This window comes from Streptomyces albus subsp. albus (genome assembly GCF_000725885.1).
Classification (GTDB): Bacteria; Actinomycetota; Actinomycetes; order Streptomycetales; family Streptomycetaceae; genus Streptomyces; species Streptomyces albus.
On sequence record NZ_JODR01000036.1, the window covers coordinates 1 to 21,820 of the forward strand.

At 72.7% G+C, this 21,820-nt stretch carries 18 protein-coding genes and 1 pseudogene; 13 read left to right on the forward strand and 6 right to left on the reverse strand.

Annotated elements, in window-relative coordinates:
- The coding region (locus IO40_RS0130105) for a sensor histidine kinase (RefSeq protein ID WP_031176519.1) at positions 1-477 on the forward strand (477 nt) is incomplete at its 5' end.
- A gap of 232 nt (positions 478-709) precedes the next feature.
- Here the strand turns inward: IO40_RS0130105 and IO40_RS0130110 are convergent.
- The gene (locus tag IO40_RS0130110; protein WP_016468596.1) at positions 710-2,371 is read right to left on the reverse strand and encodes a Csu type fimbrial protein; all 1,662 of its coding nucleotides are present in this window, start codon (positions 2,369-2,371) and stop codon (positions 710-712) included.
- A gap of 228 nt (positions 2,372-2,599) precedes the next feature.
- Here IO40_RS0130110 and lipB point away from each other — a divergent pair, with 228 nt between their 5' ends.
- From lipB to IO40_RS36485, 3 genes are all read left to right on the forward strand, one after another.
- Positions 2,600-3,406, forward strand: coding sequence for a lipoyl(octanoyl) transferase LipB (gene lipB / locus IO40_RS0130115; RefSeq protein ID WP_016468595.1), 807 nt, complete (start codon positions 2,600-2,602; stop codon positions 3,404-3,406).
- 111 nt (positions 3,407-3,517) lie between these two features.
- Complete coding sequence (gene lipA, locus IO40_RS0130120) at positions 3,518-4,465, forward strand: lipoyl synthase (RefSeq protein ID WP_016468594.1); 948 nt, start codon at positions 3,518-3,520, stop codon at positions 4,463-4,465.
- Positions 4,466-4,636: 171 nt separating this feature from the next.
- Entirely contained in the window at positions 4,637-4,870 is a 234-nt protein-coding gene (locus tag IO40_RS36485) for a hypothetical protein (RefSeq protein ID WP_055496245.1), read from the forward strand.
- A 635-nt stretch (positions 4,871-5,505) separates the two neighbouring features.
- Here the strand turns inward: IO40_RS36485 and IO40_RS0130130 are convergent.
- Positions 5,506-6,645 (reverse strand): DUF1152 domain-containing protein, encoded by a 1,140-nt coding sequence (locus IO40_RS0130130; RefSeq protein WP_033230178.1) that lies wholly within the window; start codon positions 6,643-6,645, stop codon positions 5,506-5,508.
- A 199-nt stretch (positions 6,646-6,844) separates the two neighbouring features.
- Here IO40_RS0130130 and IO40_RS0130135 point away from each other — a divergent pair, with 199 nt between their 5' ends.
- Positions 6,845-8,317, forward strand: a complete 1,473-nt coding sequence (locus tag IO40_RS0130135) for an STM4012 family radical SAM protein (RefSeq protein WP_016468591.1) — start codon at positions 6,845-6,847, stop codon at positions 8,315-8,317.
- 36 nt (positions 8,318-8,353) lie between these two features.
- On the opposite strand, the gene IO40_RS0130140 is transcribed toward IO40_RS0130135, so the two are convergent.
- Positions 8,354-9,451 (reverse strand): DMT family transporter, encoded by a 1,098-nt coding sequence (locus IO40_RS0130140; RefSeq protein WP_031176521.1) that lies wholly within the window; start codon positions 9,449-9,451, stop codon positions 8,354-8,356.
- A gap of 244 nt (positions 9,452-9,695) precedes the next feature.
- On the opposite strand from IO40_RS0130140, the gene IO40_RS0130145 reads away from it, so the two are divergent.
- Positions 9,696-10,385 (forward strand): DUF4191 domain-containing protein, encoded by a 690-nt coding sequence (locus IO40_RS0130145; protein WP_016468589.1) that lies wholly within the window; start codon positions 9,696-9,698, stop codon positions 10,383-10,385.
- A gap of 184 nt (positions 10,386-10,569) precedes the next feature.
- Here the strand turns inward: IO40_RS0130145 and IO40_RS0130150 are convergent, their stop codons facing one another.
- Positions 10,570-11,040, reverse strand: coding sequence for an RDD family protein (locus IO40_RS0130150; protein WP_016468588.1), 471 nt, complete (start codon positions 11,038-11,040; stop codon positions 10,570-10,572).
- Positions 11,041-11,349: 309 nt separating this feature from the next.
- Here IO40_RS0130150 and glnA point away from each other — a divergent pair, with 309 nt between their 5' ends.
- Together glnA and IO40_RS0130160 are read left to right on the forward strand one after the other, a co-directional pair.
- Complete coding sequence (gene glnA, locus IO40_RS0130155) at positions 11,350-12,765, forward strand: type I glutamate--ammonia ligase (RefSeq protein ID WP_016468587.1); 1,416 nt, start codon at positions 11,350-11,352, stop codon at positions 12,763-12,765.
- A 163-nt stretch (positions 12,766-12,928) separates the two neighbouring features.
- On the forward strand, positions 12,929-13,249 hold the full coding sequence (locus IO40_RS0130160; protein WP_016468586.1) for an ATP-binding protein: 321 nt from the start codon (positions 12,929-12,931) through the stop codon (positions 13,247-13,249).
- Between the two features lie 319 nt (positions 13,250-13,568).
- Here IO40_RS0130160 and IO40_RS38095 read toward each other — a convergent pair whose 3' ends face one another.
- Entirely contained in the window at positions 13,569-14,159 is a 591-nt protein-coding gene (locus tag IO40_RS38095) for a class I SAM-dependent DNA methyltransferase (RefSeq protein WP_041969109.1), read from the reverse strand.
- A gap of 372 nt (positions 14,160-14,531) precedes the next feature.
- Positions 14,532-15,320, reverse strand: a pseudogene (locus tag IO40_RS39975) (NUDIX domain-containing protein); the annotation flags it as partial.
- Positions 15,321-15,352: 32 nt separating this feature from the next.
- Between IO40_RS39975 and IO40_RS0130175 the strand changes: the two are divergent.
- The 5 genes from IO40_RS0130175 to IO40_RS0130195 all read left to right on the forward strand — a co-directional run bounded on the left by IO40_RS0130175 (position 15,353) and on the right by IO40_RS0130195 (position 21,779).
- On the forward strand, positions 15,353-16,807 hold the full coding sequence (locus IO40_RS0130175; RefSeq protein ID WP_016468584.1) for a glyceraldehyde-3-phosphate dehydrogenase: 1,455 nt from the start codon (positions 15,353-15,355) through the stop codon (positions 16,805-16,807).
- A gap of 234 nt (positions 16,808-17,041) precedes the next feature.
- On the forward strand, positions 17,042-17,683 hold the full coding sequence (locus IO40_RS0130180; RefSeq protein ID WP_016468583.1) for a Crp/Fnr family transcriptional regulator: 642 nt from the start codon (positions 17,042-17,044) through the stop codon (positions 17,681-17,683).
- Between the two features lie 156 nt (positions 17,684-17,839).
- On the forward strand, positions 17,840-18,745 hold the full coding sequence (locus tag IO40_RS0130185) for a hypothetical protein (RefSeq protein ID WP_016468582.1): 906 nt from the start codon (positions 17,840-17,842) through the stop codon (positions 18,743-18,745).
- Positions 18,742-20,817 carry a hypothetical protein gene (locus IO40_RS0130190; protein WP_031176522.1) on the forward strand — a complete coding sequence of 692 codons (2,076 nt, stop codon included), beginning with the start codon at positions 18,742-18,744 and terminating at the stop codon, positions 20,815-20,817. Before IO40_RS0130185 ends, IO40_RS0130190 begins: the two co-directional genes overlap by 4 nt.
- Complete coding sequence (locus IO40_RS0130195) at positions 20,814-21,779, forward strand: hypothetical protein (protein WP_016468580.1); 966 nt, start codon at positions 20,814-20,816, stop codon at positions 21,777-21,779. The genes IO40_RS0130190 and IO40_RS0130195 overlap by 4 nt, the downstream gene beginning before the upstream one ends.
- Positions 21,780-21,820 lie beyond the last annotated feature (41 nt).

A 21,820-nucleotide genomic window follows, 5' to 3' on the forward strand; every position in this document is an offset into this window, starting at 1 on the left:
ATGATCGCGCAGGCGCGGGAGAACAGTGCCGAGGCGCTCACGGAGCTGCGGGACCTGGTGCGCGGCATCCACCCGCCGGTACTCGCCGAACGCGGCCTGGGGGACGCGGCCAAGGCGCTCGCGCTGCGTATGGCGATCCCGGTGGAGGTGGACGTGGACCTGCCCGGCAGGTTCCCGGAACCGGTCGAGTCCGCCGCGTACTTCGCCGTCAGCGAGGTCCTCACCAACGCCGCCAAGCACGCCGGTGCCGAGCGCGTCTGGCTGGACATCCACCACGCCGCCGCCGACGGCGGCATGCTGCGGATCGCCGTCACGGACGACGGCCGGGGCGGCGCGGACCTGGCCAAGGGTTCGGGCCTTGCCGGGGTGGAACGCCGCCTCGGCCAGTTCGACGGCATCCTGGCCCTCAACAGCCCGCCCGGCGGCCCCACCATGATCACCATGGAGATCCCCTGCCACCCCACGAAGCCCGCCTGAGCCGGAGCCCCCGCCGGAACCCGGAACCCGCAGCTCCGGGAGCCCGGAAACCTGGAGCCGGGAGGGAGCCGGGAGCCCGGAGCCCGGGACCTGGAGCCCGGCACCCGAAGTCCGGAGCCGAAGCTCCGAGCCCGTGACCGCCCGCCCGCCCGCAGGGACGGAGCCCGCAGACGTGCCGCGCCCCCCGTGCCGCGCCCCGGCGAGGCGGCCGACACGGGGGGCCGGGGCCCCGTCACACCAGTGCGGAGACCTTCTCGCGGTACTGGCGGACCGCCGCCGCGTCCCGGTACGGCTCCAGCCGCCGCTCGAAGTCCCGTACGTACTCGTGCGCCCGCACGGACCGCATCTCCGCGGCCTGGTGCGCGGCCTCCGCCGCCAGCTGACAGGCCTGCTCGATCTCGCCGAGCCCGAGCCGGGCCGTGGCCAGCACCACCCGGCAGAAGAGGCGGCTGCGCGCATAGCCGGCGCCGCGCAGCTGGAGCGAGCGTTCGGCGTGCTGCGCCGCGGCCCGGTACTGCTGGAGGTCCCGGTGGCAGTGGCCGAACTCGTCGGCGAGCTGCGCCTCGTCGAAGAACCGGGCCCACGCGGGCACGTCCTCGCTGGGCCGTGCCGTCTCCAGCGCCCGTTCGGCGCGGGCCAGCGACGCGGTGCAGGCCCGCACCTCGCCGAGCACCCCGTGGCCGCGGGCCTCGGCCGCGTGCAGCAGCGCCTGGATGACCGGCGGCACGGAGGTGCCCACCCCCTGCTGGGCGACCCGGGCGAGCTGCACGGCCTCGCGGCCGTGCCCCAGGTAGACGGCTTGTCTGCTCATCGTCACCAGTACGTAGGCACCGAAGGAGCGGTCGCCCGCCGCCTGGGTCAGCCGCAGCGCCTGCACGAAGTAGCGCTGGGCCAGCCCGTGGGCGGCGATGTCGTACGACGTCCAGCCCGCCAGCCGCGTCAGGTCGGCCGCGGCGGCGAACAGCCGCCGGCCGAGCTGCTCGCCGTAGACACCGCGCAGCATCGGCTCGCACTCGTGCTCCAGGTACCGCACCAGGGCCTGACGGGCGTGGCCGCCGCCGTAGGCGTGGTCGAGGGCGCGGAAGAGTTCGCACACCGAGCGCAGCGCGGCCACGTCGCCACCGGTGACCCGCTGGCCGGGGCCGCGCTCGACCCGGTCGAGCCGCGCGGCGAGGGACGGGGGCCTGGCCGCCATGCCGGGGCCGCCCCCGGCGCGGGACTGGGCGGGGACCCGCAGCCCGCCGTGGGGTCCGGCGGGGACGTGTCCGCCGCCCGGGATGCGCCCGTGGACCGGCCCGGGGCGTCCGGTGCCGGGCCCGGCGGCGGTGCCGGGCCCGGCGGTGGCGCCCGGCGCTGTGCCCGTGGCGCCGGTGCCGTTCTGTGCGGCGCCGTCCGGGTCGGGGCCGCGTGCGACGCGTTCGTCCGCGCGTCCGATCAGCCAGTCGCGGCTGGGCACCACGAGTCCGGCGGGGGTGAAGGCGATCTTCCGCAGTTCGGCGTGGCTGCCCGAGTCCTTGCGCCACAGCCCGCTGACGATGTCCACCGCTTCGGCGGGCGTCGCCGCGAACTCCAGGCCCGCGTAGACGGGCGCGCACGCGTCCAGGCCCAGATCCTGCGCCGTCAGCCGCCGTCCGAGCCGCCGGGTGAAGACTTCGGCGATCAGGGCGGGCGTCGTCCCCCGGGGCTGCTGGCCGCGCAGCCAGCGGGTGACGGACGTCTTGTCGTAACGCAGGTCAAGACCGTGTTCGAGGCCGAGCTGGTCCACGCGCCTGGCCAGGCCCGCGTTGGAGAAGCCCGCCTCGGCGATCAGTGCGGCGAGCTGGCGGTTGGGGATGCGCTGCTGGGATGGCTGGGTCGTGTCGTTCACGGACTCCCCAGGTCGTTCCATCGTCATCGGGTTAACGGTCTCCTGCCCTCACGGCTTGTGTCAGACGCCGGGGCGCCCTGCTGGAACGGCGCGAATGTAACGGTCTGTCGTACAGCGTTCGCCCCCTTCGTCGCGTATTCATCCGTACGTGTGAGTAGGTGGGCAGCTGCGGGAGCGGCACGGGACGGCCGTACAGTGGCGGTGGGCGCGACGGCGGAGCAGCCCGCCACCGCGGGCGTACGGAGGAGTGGAAGCATGGGTGAACCCCGGCTGGACGGTCCGGCGGACGGCGAACTTCGCTTTGTCCACCTGGGCTTCGGCGACAACGCCGTGGAGTACCTGGAGGCGTGGCAGGAGCAGAAGCGGGTGCACGCGGCGCGCTTCGCCGACGAGATCCCCGACACCGTGCTGATGCTGGAGCACCCCCCGGTCTACACCGCCGGGCGGCGTACCGAGGACAGCGAGCGTCCGCTTGACGGCACCCCCGTGGTGGACGTCGACCGCGGCGGCAAGATCACCTGGCACGGGCCGGGTCAGCTCATCGGCTACCCGATCCTCAAGCTGCCCCGCCCGGTGGACGTGGTCGCGCACGTGCGCCGCCTGGAGGAGGCCATGATCCGCGCCTGTGCGGAGCTGGGCCTGGAGACGACCCGGGTCGAGGGGCGCAGCGGCGTGTGGGTGCTGGGCGACGCCCTCGAACAGCGTTCCTCCGGGCTGGCCCTGGACTTCCATCCGCAGATGAACCAGGAGGAGTACGACCCGCGCCTGATGGGCCCGGAGTACGCGCCCTCCAACGCGGGCCAGCGCGGCGAGGACCGCAAGCTGGCGCAGATCGGCATCCGCGTCGCCAAGGGCGTGACGATGCACGGCTTCTCGCTCAACTGCAACCCGGACACGACCGGTTTCGACCGGATCGTCCCCTGCGGCATCCGCGACGCGGGCGTCACCTCGCTCTCGGAGGAGCTCGGCAGGAATGTTCCGGTCTCCGAGGTGCTTCCCCTCATGGAGAAGCACCTGCGCGAGGTCCTGGAGTCCTCGGAGCCGATGCCGCGCGCGGTCTGAGTCTCCCGCCTCGGGCCGGCACCTTCGCGGGTTCCGGCCGTACCCAAGCCCGTCATCCGCAGGCGTAGGCTGATAGCCGCCGCTGAATCGAAAGTACGTAGGGAGCCGGACGTGTCCGCTGTCGCACCCGACGGTCGCAAAATGCTCCGCCTGGAGGTCCGCAACAGCCAGACCCCCATCGAGCGCAAGCCGGAGTGGATCAAGACCCGGGCGAAAATGGGCCCCGAGTACAACGCCCTCCAGCACCTGGTCAAGAGCGAGGGCCTGCACACGGTCTGCCAGGAGGCGGGCTGTCCCAACATCTTCGAATGCTGGGAGGACCGCGAGGCGACCTTCCTGATCGGCGGCGAGCAGTGCACCCGCCGCTGTGACTTCTGCCAGATCGACACCGGCAAGCCCGCCGAGTTCGACCGCGACGAGCCGCGCCGGGTCGCCGAGTCCGTCCGCACAATGGGCCTGCGCTACGCGACCATCACCGGCGTCGCCCGCGACGACCTGGAGGACGGCGGCGCCTGGCTCTACGCCGAGACGGTGCGCCAGATCCACGGGCTGATGCCCGACACCGGCGTCGAACTGCTGATCCCCGACTTCAACGCCGACCCGGACCAGCTCGCCGAGGTCTTCTCCTCCCGCCCCGAGGTGCTGGCCCACAACGTCGAGACGGTGCCCCGCATCTTCAAGCGCGTCCGCCCCGGCTTCCGCTACGAGCGGTCGCTGGAGGTCCTCACCCGCGCCCGCGAGGCCGGCCTGGTCGTCAAGTCCAACCTGATCCTGGGCCTGGGCGAGACCCGCGAGGAGATCAGCGAGGCCCTGCGCGACCTGCACGAGGCCGGCGCCGAGCTGATCACCATCACCCAGTACCTGCGCCCCTCGCCCCGCCACCACCCGGTGGAGCGCTGGGTCAAGCCGCAGGAGTTCGTCGAGCTGAAGCAGGAGGCCGACGAGATCGGCTACGCGGGCGTCATGTCGGGCCCGCTGGTGCGCTCGTCCTACCGCGCCGGACGTCTGTACAAGCAGGCCGTCGAGGCCCGTGAGGGCAGCACCACCTCCGCCGCCTGAGACGCCGGAGCAGCACAGTGACGGATGCGGCGGAGCCCGAAGTGAGCTTCGCCGCACCGGCTTTCGCGGACTTTGACCCTCCGGTCACCGGCTGGTAACACCGAGACGTAACGCTGGAGCCACGCACCGTACGCGGTGCCTGACGCAGCCGGACGACTGACGGAGGGGACAGTGCGAACCACCCTGTGGGCACTGGAAGGTCTGGAGCATCTGCTGCTCGGCCGCGGGCAGCGGGTGGCCCGCCGCAACGCGTGGGCGGCAGTCCTGGAGGACCGTCGCCGGGCCCGCGCCCGCAGCGAGGCCGAGCGCCTCCTCGGCTCCGCGGCGGCGCCGCCGAAGTCGCACGCGACCATCCCGGGCAGGCCGCCCGGCCGACCGCCTGCCCGCCCCCGGCCACCTGCCTGAGCCGGGCCGCCTGTCCGGCCGGCTGCCTGAGCAGGGCCGCCTGTCCGGCCGGCTGCCTGAGCTGGGCCGGTCGCTCGCCCGGCTGCTTGCCTGCCTGAGTCGGGCTGACCGCTCGTCCGGCTGCTTGCCTGCCTGAGTTGGGCCGACTGCCTGGGCTGGGCCGGCCGACTGAGCCGCCATGTGGGGCGGCGGTCGTCGCGTCCGGCCGCTCCGCCTGCCTGCCTGAACCGGGCCGTCCGCCCGAGCAAGGCCATCTGAGCCGGGAGCATTGAGCCGGGCCGTCTGGGCCGGGCGGCCCTCCGGGTCGTCTCAGCCGGGGGCCGACCGCCCGGCCGCCCCGGCCGAGTCGGGCGGACTGCCTGAGTCGGGCCCTCTGGGTCGGGCAACCACCGTGCCGGCCACCCTGAGCCGGGCGGCTGCCGTGCCGGCCACCCGAGCCGGGCAACCACCGTGCCGGCCACCTGAGCCGGGCGGCTGCCGCGTCGGGTCGGTCGTCCGGTCAGGGCGGCAACTGAGGCGGGCAGCCATCCGGGCGGGCCGGCCGTCGGACCCGGCCCGCCGTGCGTGGTCGCCCGCCGTGGGTGGTGGCCCGTCGTCCGTCGTGGTTCGCCGTCCGGGCCGGGCGGTGTCGGTGGTCAGCCGCCGTGGAGCCGCCACAGTGGTGCGGCGTCCCGGGCGGGGGAGGCCGCCATCAGCTGCGCGCGCAGCCGCTGGAAGGCGTCCAGGCCCAGCCGCAGCTCCTCCCGGATGCGCCGGCTGGTCACATGGCTCAGCCCCAGCCGGAACGTCGTGCGCTCCCAGTCGAGGAACCGGTCCCACAGCCCCTCGGGCGCCCGCCTGCCCTCCGGTGCGCCCTCAGCACGCGCCGCGGTCGCCGCACCGGTGCCGTCCGCGTTCTCCTCCCGCAGCGCCAGTGCCCGGCGGCGCTCCCGTTCGATCTCGGAGAAGCCGCACACCTGGCGGCTCGCCTCCTCCGCCTCCGCGAGGTCCGCCGCGTCGGCCAGCGCACGGGCCAGCGGATTCAGCCGGAGGGCGTCCTCCAGGGTGAGCCGGTGGACGTGCGCGGCGTCGGACGTGAGGGTGATGGGACGCTCGCTGTCCCGGGTGCCGCACACCCCGCGCACCCCTCGTGCCGCGGCCACCAGCAGTGCGCTCGCCTCGGAGGGATGCCAGTCGAAGACGGCGCCGACCGGCTCGGTGTCCGCCGCCTCCAGGGCGAAGGCGGGCGCCCCCAGCCGGGGCAGCAGCAGTTCGGCCGGCACCTCGTTGTCCAGGCCGGGGCCCGCCACGTACACCTCGGCCGGGGTGCCCAAGCGGGCGCAGGCGGCCAGTACGAGGGCGTCGGCCAGGGGGCTGCGCAGCGTCGGTTCGGTGCCGTCGGTGACCACGTCGCCGCCGACGTCGACGACGACGATCCGGTCGGCCCCGCAGTGGGTGACCGCCTCGCCGATCTGTGCGGCCAGCCCGGGCGTCCCCTCGTACGGGTCGAGGAGTCCCAGTTCGGGGCGGAGGTCAGCGGCCAGCCGGGGCAGCGAGGAGCCCGCCGGGGGGAGGGGCGCCGACCGGGGGGTGATCAGCCGCAGCTGGTCGCCGGCGGGGACCGTCCCGGTGAAGTCGGCGCGACCCCGGGGGCCCGGCACGGGGTCCACCACGAGCCGTTCCCAGGCGTAGGTGAGGACGAGGGCGGGTGCGTCGGCGCCGTGCAGTGCGGCGTGCACCAGGGTGGCCGTGATGGCGTCGCCCCCGCCACCGGCCGCGATCAGAAGTGACTTCATGAGTAACAGGACTGCCCACATTCCGGTGCGCGCCACCCTGCTCCGCGCATTTGCCACGGTTTCCCGGCGGGCAATGATGCGAACCCTCTGAATCGGTGGCCAAGTAAGCGCGGAATTTCGGGTGATCGGGGAAAGGAGATTCCGGGACGGGGTCCTTACGGTGGCACTTCGGGCGCGACTCGGCTTCGAAGGGACCTCCATGGCGACCTCTGTCCCCGTCCATCTCTCCACGCGCGGGCCGGAAGAACCGGAAACCCCGTACGAGCAGTACGTGTACGCCTACCCGCACCAGAAGGCGTACCGGCTGCTGGAGAACGGCCCACTGCTCAGCGAGCTGTGGTCCCGCGAACGGCTGGACAACCTGTCCTTGTACGCGCACATTCCGTTCTGTGAAATGCGCTGCGGTTTCTGCAATCTCTTCACCCGCACCGGCGCCCCGGAAGAGATCACCCGTGCGTTTCTGGCCACCCTCCGCCGGCAGGCTCATGTGACGCGTGAGGCACTGGAGGCGAAAGGTGACCCGATACGGTTCACCCTCGCCGCTTTCGGCGGCGGCACCCCCACCTATCTGACCGCCGCAGAACTGGCCGAACTCTGCGACATCTGCGAGACGGTCATGGGCGCCGACCTGCGCGCCGTCCCCTTCTCCGTGGAGACCTCACCCGCCACGGCCACCGCCGACCGGCTGGCCGTGCTCGCCGAACGCGGCGCCACCCGGCTCAGCATCGGCGTGCAGAGCTTCCTCGACGAGGAGGCCCGCGCCGCCGTACGCCCCCAGAAACGCGCCGAGGTCGACGCCGCACTCACCCGCCTGAAGGAGGCCCGCTTCCCCGTCCTCAACATCGACCTCATCTACGGCATCGACGGCCAGACCGAACGCTCCTTCCGCACCTCCCTGGACGCGGCCCTCGACTGGGAACCCGAGGAGATCTACCTCTACCCGCTCTACGTCCGCCCCCTCACCGGGCTGAGCACCCGGCACGACAAGGCGCAGCAACTGTGGGACGCGCAGCGGCTGGCCCTCTACCGCTTCGGCCGCGACCACCTGCTGGCCGCCGGCTACCGGCAGACCTCCCTGCGCGTCTTCCAGCGCCCCGGCACCGCGGCGGACACCGGCGGACGGCAGCGGCCCGGCACGGGCGGCGGGGAGGAGAGCATCAGCGAGTACAACCAGCAGGCGGGCATGGTCGGACTCGGGGTCGGCGCCCGCTCGTTCACCGAGACCATGCACTACACCACCGACTACGCGGTGGCCGTCCCCGAGGTCAGGCGCATCATCGACGAGTACATCGCCACCCCCACCGAGTCCTTCCGGCGCGTCCAGTGGGCGTTCGAGATGGACGACGACGAGCGCCGCCGCATGTACGTACTCCAGGCGCTGCTGGAGGCCGACGGCATGAGCGTGAGCGGCTACCGCGACCGCTTCGGCACCGTCCCGGCGGAGGACTTCCCCCAGGAGTTCCGCCTGCTCGCCGGCCAGGGCTGGCTGGATCTCGCCGGTGACGGGAACGGCGCGGGCGGCGCGGGCCGCGCCCGCAAGAGCGCCGCCCGGGTGGCCGACCTCGACGTTCTGCGCCTCACCCCGGAGGGGCTGGCCTGGGCCGACGCCGTCGGCCCGGTGTTCTTCTCCCAGCGGGTGCGGGACGCGCTCGCCCACTACCAGGACCGCTGACCTCGGCCGCAGCGGTCCTCGCGTGACCGCCGCGGGTCAGCCCTGCGCGTGACCGCCCCCGGACGCCGGCCCGGCCGGTCCCGCCGCCCGCCCCCGCGCGGGGTGCGGGGCCGGTGCGGGCGCGGGGGAGGGGCGCCGCGCGGGGGACGGAGATGGGGCCGGGGCCGGATTCGATAGCGGATTCGGGTCCGGGTCCGGGTCCGGGCTCGGTGCGGGGCCGGTGTGCTGGGCTGCGTCCGCCGGGCCGGTGTGCGGGGCGGCGTCGTCACGGCTCCGGCCGCGAGCGGGAAGGGAGACCACCACCAGCCCCGTCAGCAGCAGCCCGGCACCGCACGCGGCCGGGAGGCTGAGCCGTTCCCCCAGCAGGACGAAGCCGAGCACCGTGGCCACCAGCGGCTCGGCCAGGCTCAGCGTCCCGGCCGTCGCCGCGCTCACCCGGGCCACGCCCCGCGTGAACAGCAGATAGCCCAGTGCCGTCGTACCCAGCGCCAGCCAGCACACGAGCGCCACCGCACGCGGCTCGGTGATCCCGTCCGGGGCCGCGAACAGCCAGGGCGAGACCAGCACGCCCGCGCACACCACACTCACCGGCGCGGCGGTCGCGGTGTCGGCACCGTGCCGCGCCAGCCGTTTGGTGGCGGTGATGTACGTACCGAAACCGGCACCCGCCACCACCCCGAGGAAGACCCCGGCGGCATCGGCCCGCGCCGCCTCGCCCGGCACCAGCAGCAGCCCCACACCCGCGACCGAGCACACCGTGCCGCACCACCAGGCGGCACCGCCGCGTTCGCCGTCCAGTCCGCGCGCCCACAGCCCGGACACGACCGGTACCGTCCCGAACGTCACCGCGGTCGCCAGCGCGGCCCCCGTACGGTCCACCGCCTCCAGGAAACACGCCTGGAACGCCGCCGTGACCAGGATGCTCACCGGCATCCACAGCCGGGCCCCGGGCCGCCACAAGGTGCGCAACCCGGCCCGCCGTACGGTGAACACCCCCAGCGCCAGGCCGCCCAGCAGCATCCGGCACGCCCCCAGGGCCACCGGCGCCACGTCCGTGTCGGCCAGGAGCTGCGCCGGGCCGACGGTGCCCCACAGCACGGCCGCCGCCAGCAGGGCCACGATCCCGCTCGCCATACGTCTCGATCCGCCGGGCCGGGCAGGATCCGCGGTCCGGTACGACCGCGGCGGAACACCCGGCACTCCCTGGCGGCGACCGTAACGCCGCGTGCACGGGCGTCCCCATAGGGGAAAGGCACCAAGTCCCGGGCCGCCGGAGCCGAGGTGGCGGTGCCATCGCACGAGAGGCGGGCTCCGCGGCCGGAAGGTGACGCCCCGGCCGAGAGGTGGCGGCTCGTCCCCGCCCCGTAAACTTCACCGTATGGCGAGGAAGGACAACACCGAGAACCCTGGGCGGCTCAAGCAGATCGCCCAGACGTACAGGATGACCCGGCGCGTGGACCGGAAGATCGGTTGGATCCTGGCCGGCGTGGGGCTTGTCACCTTCGGTGTACTCCTCGCGATCGGCTTCCTGATCGGTCACCCGGTCTACCTGGGCATCCTGGGCGTGCTCGTGGCCCTGCTGGCGTGCGCGATCGTCTTCGGACGCCGCGCGGAGCGGGCCGCGTTCGGACAGATGGAGGGCCAGCCGGGAGCGGCGGCTGCCGTGCTGGAGAACATCGGCCGCGGCTGGCAGGTCACCCCGGCCGTGGCGATGAACCGCAGCCAGGACATCGTCCACCGGGCCGTCGGCAAGGCCGGCATCGTCCTGGTGGGCGAGGGCAACCCCAACCGGCTGCGCGGGCTGCTGGCGTCCGAGAAGAAGAAGATGAACCGCGTCGTCGGTGACGTACCGGTCCACACGATGATCGTCGGCAACGGCGAGGACCAGGTCGAGCTGAAGAAGCTCCGCGTCAAGATGCTGAAGCTCCCCCGGACGCTTCAGGGCGCGCAGGTCACCCAGATCAACGACCGGCTCCGCGCGCTCGGCGACCTCATGAGCAACATGCCGATCCCGAAGGGGCCGATGCCGAAGGGCATGAAGCTCCCCAAGGGCCCGCAGGGCCGCTGACTCCGGAGGCCGCTGACTCCGGAGCGAGGGCTCCACGGACAGGGCTCCACGGACACCGGCCCAACGGACACGGGCGGGGGCGGGCACACCAGGTGCCCGCCCCCGCCCGCATCCGTCCCGTAGCGGTGTCCGTTCCGTAGCGGTGTCCGTCCCGTACCGGCGAGGTCTCGGGTGAACGTCCGTCTCAGATACGGACCTGCACCGAGCCCGAGAGCCGGTCGTGCAGGCCCCGGTTGTCGCGGTCCCAGATCAGGGCGGGGATGGCCAGCCCCAGCAGCACCGTGCGCACCACGGCACGCCACATCGGCAGCCTGCCGAGCCCGTCCAGAGCGACGACGCGCAGCCCCAGCAGCCGCTTCCCCGGGGTGCAGCCGACCGTGCCCACGGTCAGGATGCTCATGACGACGAAGACGACCAGCGCCCAGTTGTTGGTGCCCTCCAGACGGCGGCCCGCCAGCAGCCCGTAGGCGATCAGCGCGCACAGCGCCCAGTCGATGAACAGGGCGCCGACCCTGCGCCCGACCGGCGCGATGGACCCGGACCCTTCCTCGGGGAGGCCGAGCCGCTTGCCGCGGTAGCCGAAGTCGGCACCCATCTCCTGTGCCGCGGCGCGCGGTCCCGACAGCCACGACCCGATTGCTTCCCTGTTGTCCACCCGACAACGGTAACGCGCTGTTTTCCGCGCCCGGGGACCGCCCGTCTCCCGCGTACGGGCCCTGGCCGTCCCGTCCCCGGTCCCCCGCGTCCGCCTCCCGGCCGTCCCGTCCCCGCGGGAGGCGGACCGTCACCCGCACACTCCGCACGGTGACGAGGAGACCGCGCGGCCTGCTGATTAACATCGGTGAAACAAATGAGTCATGCTGGAGAAATGGCCCCTGCATAAAGTCGGTGCCAGGTGGACGGCCGTGTGCCGCCGCCGGAGCCGGAGCAAGCCCGTCCCGACGCGGCGGGACTAGGAGGATCGATGTTCCAGAACGCCGACGAGGCCAAGAAATACATCGCGGACAACGACGTCAAATTCATCGACGTCCGCTTCTGCGACCTGCCCGGCGTCATGCAGCACTTCGCCGTCCCGGCGGAGACCTTCGACCCGACCGAGAGCCTGATGTTCGACGGCTCCTCGATCCGCGGCTTCCAGGCGATCCACGAGTCCGACATGGCCCTGGTGCCGGACCTGTCCACCGCGCGTCTGGACCCCTTCCGCTCCGAGAAGCACCTGAACATCAACTTCTTCATCCACGACCCGATCACCGGCGAGCAGTACAGCCGTGACCCGCGGAACGTGGCGAAGAAGGCCGAGGCATACCTGGCCTCCTCCGGCATCGCCGACACCGCGTTCTTCGGCCCGGAGGCGGAGTTCTACGTCTTCGACGAGGTCCGCTTCGAGACGAAGGCGAACGCCGGCTACTACCACATCGACTCCGAGGCCGGCGCCTGGAACACCGGCGCCATCGAGGACGGCGGCAACCGCGGCTACAAGGTCCGTTACAAGGGCGGCTACTTCCCGGCTCCCCCCGTCGACCACTTCGCCGACCTCCGCGCCGAGATCTCCCTGGAGCTGTCCCGCGCCGGTCTCCAGGTCGAACGCCAGCACCACGAGGTGGGCACCGCCGGCCAGGCCGAGATCAACTACAAGTTCAACACGCTGCTGGCCGCCGCCGACGACCTGATGCTGTTCAAGTACATCGTCAAGAACACCGCCTGGCGCAACGGCAAGACCGCCACCTTCATGCCCAAGCCGATCTTCGGCGACAACGGCTCCGGCATGCACGTCCACCAGTCCCTGTGGCAGGGCGGCGAGCCGCTGTTCTACGACGAGCAGGGCTACGCGGGCCTCTCCGACATGGCCCGCTACTACATCGGCGGCATCCTCAGGCACGCCCCGTCCCTGCTGGCCTTCACCAACCCGACGGTGAACTCCTACCACCGCCTGGTGCCGGGCTTCGAGGCCCCCGTCAACCTCGTCTACTCCCAGCGCAACCGCTCCGCGGCGATGCGCATCCCGATCACCGGCTCCAACCCGAAGGCCAAGCGCGTCGAGTTCCGCGCCCCGGACCCGTCCTCCAACCCGTACCTGGCCTTCGCCGCGCTCCTCCTCGCCGGCCTCGACGGCATCAAGAACAAGATCGAGCCGGCCGAGCCCATCGACAAGGACCTCTACGAGCTCGCCCCCGAGGAGCACGCGGACGTCCCCCAGGTCCCCACGTCCCTCCCGGCCGTCCTCGACGCCCTGGAGGACGACAACGAGTACCTCCAGGCCGGCGGCGTCTTCACCTCCGACCTCATCGAGACCTGGATCGACTACAAGCGCACCAACGAAATCGCCCCCATGCAGCTGCGGCCCCACCCCCACGAGTTCGAGCTGTACTTCGATCTGTGACCGGCGCCTTTGGGCCACCCGGCCCGAACCGCTGACGCGGCACCGGCTTCGCCGAGGGCCGCCGCCCTGGGGAGCAGGGCGGCGGCCCTCGGCGTTTTCGCGCCCGGCCTGCCCGCCCCGGACCGTTGTGTCCGTGAGAGGGGAGCCGGACCGATGACAGCGCGTGGTTACGAGCGAGACGAACGGGAGATCGTCGCTCATCACCAACGCGATCCTGCACAGCGGCTGCCGGCTCCTGCGCGTCACGGTGGAAAGGCCCGGGCCGCGCCTGGTGCGGATCTCCGTCGAAGACACGTCGAGGTCGAAGCCCGTTCGCCGGAAGGCGGAGCCCGGCGACGAGCAGGGACGCGGCCTCCTGCTCGTCAGCGCCTCGGCCGTGAACTGGGGCGTCGAGCTGCGTGATTCCGGCAAAACCGTCTTCGCCGAAATGGCGGCCCCGGACTCCTTGGCACGCACAGCCGCCGTTCAGCAGCGCCCCTCCTGAAAGCCCGGCGAGGACATGCTCCTTTGGCCGGAGGACCCGGGCCCGGATACGCGGCCCACCCCGTCACCGAACGTTCGCCGAGGCGACGCCGGCCGTCGCTCTCACGCCGACCCCACCCTGCTCCACCAGGGGCGGGCGCCCCCCGCCGTCGGAGGCTGAGAACAGCGTCGAGCGTGCCGCGCCCGTCCGCCGCCCCGGTGGAGGACTGGTTGAGCGCACGGCTGCTCGGGCCGGTACACCGGCGAGACTTCCCTTCGCTCCTGTACGAGAAGAAGCCGGCACTCTGTGCATGCGTCGAGTACGAGGATGAGCCGCAAGGTCAGGGCTGCTGCTCCGCGGCGTGGAGCAGCAGGTGGCCGCGGCGGAAGCGTTCGCCCTCGCGGGGGGCGCGCAGGAGGCGGCCGGTCTCTGCGAAGCCGGCTTGTGCGGCCAGCTCGGCGAGGGCGTCCAGGGGCCAGCGGTAGGCCGTCGTCACCTTGTGGTCGAAGGGGGTGACCGGCTCGCCCTCCGACTCGAAGAACGCGAGCAGGAGGTGGCCGCCCGGGGCGAGGACCCGGCGGAACTCGGCGAAGTAGGCGGGCAGATCCTGCGGCGGGGTGTGGATGATCGAGTACCAGGACACGATGCCGTTCAGTGTCCCGTCGGCGAGGTCGAGGGCGTCCATGGAGCCGACCTCGAAGCGCAGGTCCGGGTACGTCTCGCGGGCCAGGTCGATCATCGCCGGGGACAGGTCGACGCCGAAGACGTCCAGGCCGAGCCCGCGCAGGTGCGCGGTCACCGGGCCGGGACCGCAGCCCAGTTCGGCGACCGGGCCCTCGCCGGTGCTCCGGGCGAGTTCGGCGAATGCGGCGAGCACCGCGCGGTCCGGCGAGGGGGAGTCCAGATCGTCGCGGGGGAGGGCGGCGTAGATGGTGGCTACGGCGTCGTAGGCGTCCGCCGTCGTCCGGTGGTGGTGCGGGACGGGGGTTGGGGCCGGGGCCGTTGCTGTGGGTGTGGGTGCGGGTGCGCTTGCGGGCGCGGGTGCTGTGGTGGTGCCGGGTGAGCCGAGGGCCGGTCCGTCGGGTGCGGGAGCCGGCCTGTTGGGCACGGGGGCGGGGCCGTCGGCTGCGGTAGTCGGGCCGTCGGGCACGGAGGCCGGTCCACCGGGTGCGGGGACGGGGCTGTCGGGCCCAGGGGTCGGCTCCGGGGGTGGGAGCGCCGGGCCGTCCGTCAGGTCGTGGCCCTCCCAGCCGCGCAGCGAGATGGCGGGCCCGCCGGTCAGGTAGCGGTGGAGGGCGGTGGCGGTGCTGGGCACCAGGTCGTCGGGGAGGGCGCCGGTGGGCACCCAGTCCAGCCGCGCGTGCTTGTGCGGCTCGCGGTTCTCCGGCTCGCCGGACCAGGCGTCGGCGGCGAAGACGACGGTCAGGAAGCTGTCGGGGGCGCCGGCGGCTGGCGTGCCGTACGCGCCGTGGACGAGGTGGACGGGGCGGAGGTCCGCCGGGCGGACGGTGAGGCCCGTCTCCTCGCGCAGTTCCCGCGCCGCCGTCGCGGTGACGGGTTCGCCGGGCTCGCTCTTGCCGGTGGGCAGGTCCCACCGGCCGGGTGCGAAGGCGGCGCCGGGGCTGCGCCGGAGGAGCAGTACGCGGTCGGTGTCCTGGTCGTGGACGATGACGGCCGCGGCCGGCAGCGCCGTGGCGGTGCGGGCTGCTGGCAGGGGACTGGAGCGGTCGGCCGGCGGGTGGGTCACGGAGTGGTTCCTTTCGGGCACCGGGACGGTTCTTCCGGGCACCTGGGCTGGTGCCTCTCGGGTACGGAGCCTGGTTCTTCCTCCCGGCTCCGGAGTCTGGTCCCTTGCGGGCACCCGGGCTGGTGCCTTCCGGGGCCGGACACCGGGACCGGCGCCCGGAGAGCCGTGGTGCGGGGTGAGGTGGATGTGGTGGGGCCTCACATTCCCCCGGGCAGGCGGGGGCTGTCCACAGCGTTTCGGCCGGCCCGCGCGCGGGGCGCGTACGCAGCTCGCTCCCGCCCCGTGGCGGGCTCCGGGCATCCCGAACAGGGCCCCGGAGCAGCAGCGGTGCCCATGGTTTAACATATGAGCGCCGCCTAGCTCGAAAGATAAGTGCCGTGACTGTCAATGACGACGCGTTCACCAACTGGAAGCTCCGCGAAGAGATAGCGGAGTCGATGATCCCGATCATCGGGAAGCTGCACCGCGAGCGGGACGTCACCGTCCTGCTGCACAGCCGCTCCCTGGTGAACAAGTCGGTCGTCAGCATCCTCAAGACGCACCGGTTCGCCCGGCAGATCGCCGGCGCGGAGCTGTCGGTCACCGAGACGATGCCGTTCCTCCAGGCGCTGACCGCCCTCGACCTGGGGCCGTCCCAGATCGACATCGGCATGCTCGCCGCGACATACAAGGCCGACGGACGCGGCCTGTCGGTGGCCGAGTTCACCGCGGAGGCCGTTGCCGGGGCGACGGGCGCGAACAAGATCGAGCGCCGTGCGTCGCGGGACGTGGTCCTCTACGGCTTCGGCCGGATCGGACGTCTGCTGGCCCGGCTGCTCATCGAGAAGGCCGGTTCGGGCAACGGTCTGCGGCTGCGGGCCATCGTCGTGCGGGGGAACGGCGCCGGCCAGGACCTCGTCAAGCGGGCCTCGCTGCTGCGCCGCGACTCCATCCACGGCCAGTTCCAGGGCACGATCACCGTGGACGAGGCGAACAGCAGGATCGTCGCCAACGGCAACGAGATCCAGGTCATCTACGCGGACGACCCCACCACGGTGGACTACACCGCGTACGGCATCAAGGACGCCGTCCTCATCGACAACACCGGCAAGTGGCGGGACCGCGAGGGGCTGTCCCAGCATCTGCGGCCCGGTATCGACAAGGTCGTGCTGACCGCGCCGGGCAAGGGTGACGTCCCCAACATCGTGCACGGCGTCAACCACGACATGCTCAAGCCGGACGAGCGGATCATCTCCTGCGCGTCCTGCACCACGAACGCGATCGTTCCGCCGCTGAAGGCGATGGCGGACGAGTACGGCGTGCTGCGCGGTCACGTGGAGACCGTCCACTCGTTCACGAACGACCAGAACCTGCTGGACAACTACCACAAGTCGGAACGCCGCGGTCGTTCCGCGCCGCTCAACATGGTCATCACCGAGACCGGTGCGGCGTCCGCCGTGGCCAAGGCGCTGCCCGACCTCAAGGCGAAGATCACCGGCAGCTCCATCCGGGTCCCGGTGCCGGACGTCTCGATCGCCATCCTGAATCTGCAACTCGCGCGCGAGACCGACCGCGAGGAGGTCCTCGACTACCTCCGCGACGTCTCCCTCACCTCGCCGCTCAAGCGCCAGATCGACTTCATCAGCGCCCCCGACGCGGTCTCCAGCGACTTCATCGGCTCCCGCCACGCCTCGATCGTGGACGCCGGCGCCACGAAGGTGGAGGGCGACAATGCGATCCTCTACCTCTGGTACGACAACGAGTTCGGCTACTCGTGCCAGGTCATCCGCGTGGTGCAGTACGTGTCCGGGGCGGAGTACCCGACGTTCCCGTCCCCGGCCCCGGCCGTCTGAGGCCGCCGCGCCCGACGGTCCCTCCCGCGCGCATCCCCCTCTGCGCGGTACGGCACGGCGGCCGGTGCCGACCGGTACCGGCCGCCTGACGGCAGTCGGCAACAGCTTCCGGTTGCACAGGCCGTTGCGGACCCGCCACGCGGGGGCAGTGTTCGTCCGTACTGCTGTGTTCGTCCGCCGGCCGGCCGCTGCCCGGCGGCCCGGCCCGCGGAACGGCTCCGGGGAGGCGACGCGTTGCTGTCCGACGAAGTGTGGTGCGAACTGACCCGCCAGGGGAGGGTCCGCAGGTTCCGTGAACGCAGTCTGATGCTGCGGCAGGGGGACGAGGGCACCCATGTGCTCGCCCTCACCCACGGGCTCGCGAAGGTGGTGACCCGCGAGCCCGGCGGCGCCACCACCTGGCTGGCCTTCCGCGGTCCGGGAAGCCTGCTGGGCGAGGTGTCGCTCTTCAACGGCACGACACGGACGGCCGACGTGGTGGCCTTGACCTCCTGCACCACCGTGGTGCTGGAGGCGCAGCGCTTCCGCAGATTCGTCGAGGAGCGCGGTCTCGTGCTGGACCTGATGCGTCAGACGCTCGACCGGTTGCTCGAATCGGATCTGCACCGCAGTGAACTGCTCACCCTTCCGCTGCCGGTCCGGCTGGCACGTTCGCTGCTGCGGCTCGCGGAACTGGCCGCGCCCGGTGACACTCTCGGCCCCATCCGGCTCACCGGGCTGACGCAGGAGGAGATCGCCCAGGCCATCGGTGTCAGCCGTAACGCGGTCGGCACCGGGCTCCAGGAACTCCGGGAAACCGGTGTCGTGCAGACCGCGCGCAAAGCGATCACTCTCACGGATCTGGAGGCCCTGCGGTCCCTGGCGGCCCCGGCCTGATCCGCGCCCATGTGACGGGCGCCACTCCTCAAGTGCCCAGCGGTGGGCATTGGCCTCCTCGGCACTCCCCGAGTCTGGAGCCGGCCCGAGCGCTTCGCACCCGCTGCGCCGGGCCGGCGGTACCGCACGGTGCCGTCCAGGACCGAAGGAGGACGCATGACCGCAGCCACGCCCGTCCCGTACGCCGAGAGCCGTCTTCTGCCGCCCTACCGGGGGCTGTTCGCGGTGGACGCGAAGGACTTCACCGGACTGCCCGCAGTCCAGCACGGCCCGGTGAGCCGGCTGATTCCCGACCTGGTCGACCAGGCCCTCGACCGGGCCGGTCTGCACGCGGTGAAGGACGCCAAGAGTTTCCCCGCCAACACGGGCGACGGGATCGTGTTCGGCTTCGACCCCGCGCACCTCCCCTTCGTCCTGTGTCCGTTCCTCGGTGTCCTGGACGAGGTACTGGGTGCCTACAACCGGCAGACCCTCGGCCCCCGCATCCGGCTGCGCGCCAGCGTGCACGTCGGACCGCTGCCGGACTCCGGGGAACCGAACGACGGCAACGGGACTCCGCGCAACGACACCCACCGGCTGCTCGACTCGCGTCCCGTCAAGGCCGTCCTGGCAGCCGCCAGCCCCGAGACGACCCATGTGGCCGCGGTGATCTCCGACCGGGTCTACGAGGACGTGGTGCTGGGGGCGTACACCGGACTGCACCCCGATAGCTGCATCGAGGTCTCCGCCTCGGTCCCCGGCAAGTCCTTCAGCCGCCGGGCCTGGCTCCACATCCCCTCTCCGTCGGCGAATCTTCTGGCCGGCGGCATCCTTCCGCCCGTCGAACAACAGCAGGAGCAGAACACCCCGGACGGTCCCGGCCCCGACGAGCCGGCGGCGTCTCCCGCCCACCGGGGCAACACCCAGCACGTCGGCGAGGGGGCCGCGGTGATGGGCAACATCGGCGGGGACTTCAGCTACACCGGGGGAGCCAACACCTACCGGGCCGGCAACCAGCACTGGGGCGGCGGGGACAACGTGTCGGGGGACAAGCACGTCGGTGGCGCGGGAGGCCGCAATTGAACGCGCCGCCGGACACCGCGCCGCAGGCGGACGCCCCACCCTCGGCGGACGCCCCGCCCGCGGCGGACGCCATTCCCGCGGCGGCTGCCTATGAGGGCAACACCCAGCGGGTCGGCAGCGGCTTCGCCGTCATGGGCGGGGTCGGCCGGGACCTGCTGGTCTTCACGGGTCCCGGTTCCCGGGACGAACTCGTCACCGAACGCGTCCTGCCGCCCGGCTTCCGTGAGGGCCCCTACCCGGAGGAGGAGGTCGCCAGAAAGCTGCGCGGCTTCGTCGAGTCCCCGTCGCACCCCGAGTGCCGCAAGGTGCTGGGCCGCGGGCTCCTGCTGCTCCAGGCACCGGCCGGCTCGGGCGCGACGACGACGGCCTTCGCGCTGCTGGCCCAGCAGTACGGCTGCGGCGGCGTCGTCGGGCTCGACCCCGGGGAGAACCCCGCCGAATGGTCGCCGAAGGAAGCCCGCGGCTACCTCCTCCAGGGGCTCACCCAACGCGCGGCCGACGCCCTGGGCGAGGCCGGCCTCATGACGCTCTCCGGCCGTCTGGCCGAGGCCGGGGCATGGCTGGTGGTGACTGTCGGCGCCGATGTGCGGCTGCCCCAGGACGCCGACGCCTGGCGGGTGGCGCACAAGGCGCCCGCCCTGCGTGAGGTGGCGGCGGCCCGGCTCCGCGTGAGGGCCGCGGACGGCGCGCTGACGTCCGCACAGCTCGCCGAGTGCCTGGAACGGCTGGCCGATCCGGAACCAGGCGAACATCTCGTGGGAGCGACTGTCCCCGTCGCCGTCGCGCTGGCCGAGGAACTGGGTGACGCGGCGGTGGCAGGCCGGCCGGCCGTGACCGCTCTGGAGAATCTGCGGCTCGGGGACGAACGCTCGGCCGGTGCCACGCTCGAAGGTGCGCGGAACAACGCCGACCGGCTCGCCCTGCTGGCCGCCGTCGCCCTGCTGGAGCGCCAGGACCGCACCGTCGTCGCGTCGTTCGCCGCGAGCATCCGGCCGGCGATCGCGGCGCGCGCGGCAGGGGCGGCCTCCACGACGGACGACAGCGGACAACCGGACTTCCTCGGCACGCCGTTCGAGCGGCGGCTGGCGGCAGTGGGCGCCGAACTCCTGCCGCCGCGCGTCACCTCGGCGTACCGCTACCGCTATGTGACCCAGCAGGTCGCGTTCCGGGGCCGGCACCGCGCGGACACGCTGCTGCGGCGGCTGTGCCTGGAGCACGAGGGCATGCTCGACGTGCTGTGGGAGGCGCTGCGGGCCCTGCCCTACCAGCCGGGAGTCGACCTGGCCGCCGGCCGGGCGATCGGCCGGGTGCTGACGGCCGCCACCGGGCCCGGCGCACTGCGGCTGCTGTGGCCGTTCGCCACCTCCGACAGCAGGTGGCAGCGGCGGCTGGCGGCCTACGCGCTGGGGGAGGTGGGCCAGCATCCCACGCTCGCCGGAGCCGCACACGACCACCTGCGGTACTGGAGCTCTCTGCGCAACGTCAACATCCGCTGCACGGTCGCGGAGACATGCGCGGGCAGCCTGGGCCTGTCCCGTCCCGCTGCCGCCCTCAAGCTGCTGGACACCGTGCTCGGCGGAGAACCGCCCGGCGACGCCGGGGACCGGGCGAGGCTGCGCAACGCGGTCTCGTTCGCCCTCGGGGTGCTTCTCGGCGAGAAGACCAACCAGGGCATGGTCGTCGGGCAGGTGGTGCGGTGGCTGGAAGAGCCCGACGGCAGCCTGCGGCACAGTTACGCGGTTCACGTGGTGGAGTCCCTCGCCCTGACGACCTTTCCCGGTCCCCACCAGCCGGGACGCCGGAAGATCCGCCTGGCCGACGTGCTGGGCGACCACCCGCAGCAGGGCATGGAGCTGGTCGTGGCCGCACTGGGGGACCCGGCCGCGCACGACGCGGTCGCCAGGGGGATGGCGGACATCGAGAACGACCCGGCGCTCCGCCGCCGTGCGGCGTTCGACTCCTTCTTCCCCGCCCTGTCGAAGACGGCGCACGGCAACCGGGGCGTCGTGCGCTACCTCCTCGCCCGGTATCGGATGCGGCCGTCCGCCGCGCCGGAAGGGAATGTGTCATGACGGAACCACTGGTCACACCGGCCTCCTGTGTCACGTGGGGCCTGCTCAAGCTGAGGCTGGGAAGCGGCGCCGGCCGAGTCCTGGTGCTCTTCACCGAGCACGGCAGTCCCCATGTGGAGCCGACCTGGGAGCGCGAGACCTGGGGCTACCCCCGGCCGACTCTGGCACGCGTGTGGAAGGGAGCGTTCCCGCAGGCCTTCTGGGTCTCCCTGGCCCCGCGCACGAGCTGGGTCGACGTCAGCCTCGGCCACGGTGTGCCGGCCGCCGGCACACTGCGCCGCTACCTGGTCGACTGGCGGGTCTGCGATCCGGCATCGGTGGTCCGCCACCAGGTCACCGAGGGCGGCGCGCCCCCGTTGATCGCCTCCCACATCGCGGCACAGGGCGGCGTGGAACCCGGCCGGCAGGACGTGCCCATGCAGCCTCCGCCGCCGCTCGGGACCGCCCCGCTCAGCCCGTACGGGCAGGAACACTTTCTGCCGCAGGGCATCGCCTACTCGCTGCGTGAGGCGCCGTCTGATGTACCCGACGGCGACGAGCAGGGGCCGGTGTCCACGCTGCCCGCGGCCTGGGGCGAGGCGCACCGGGAGGCGTACCGCTTCTACCGGGCCGTGATCGCCGACGGGCCCGTCGGCCTGGCGGCTCTGTGGCTCCTGCACCAGCCGGACCAGGCCCGTGAGGTGCTGGAGTGGACGGTCGCGCACCGGGACGTACTCCGTGGTGCCGACAGCGGTGCCGACAGCGGTGTGAACGGCGGCGCCGGCGTCGGCGCGGACACCGACGAGGACAGTTGGGAACGGTCCCTGGCCGGTCTCCTGCGGGACCTGAGCGAGGACGAACGGGGCATCGTCGGGGTACACGCCGCGCAAGTGCTGTGCGACATCGGTGTGCCGCAGGGCGAGGAAGTGCTGCGCCGCCTGCGGAAGGCGCCCGTGCCGGGACAGGCGGCCGGCCAATGGTGATCACCTCTTGTGGGGCCGGTCCCCTGCACGGAGCATTGCTT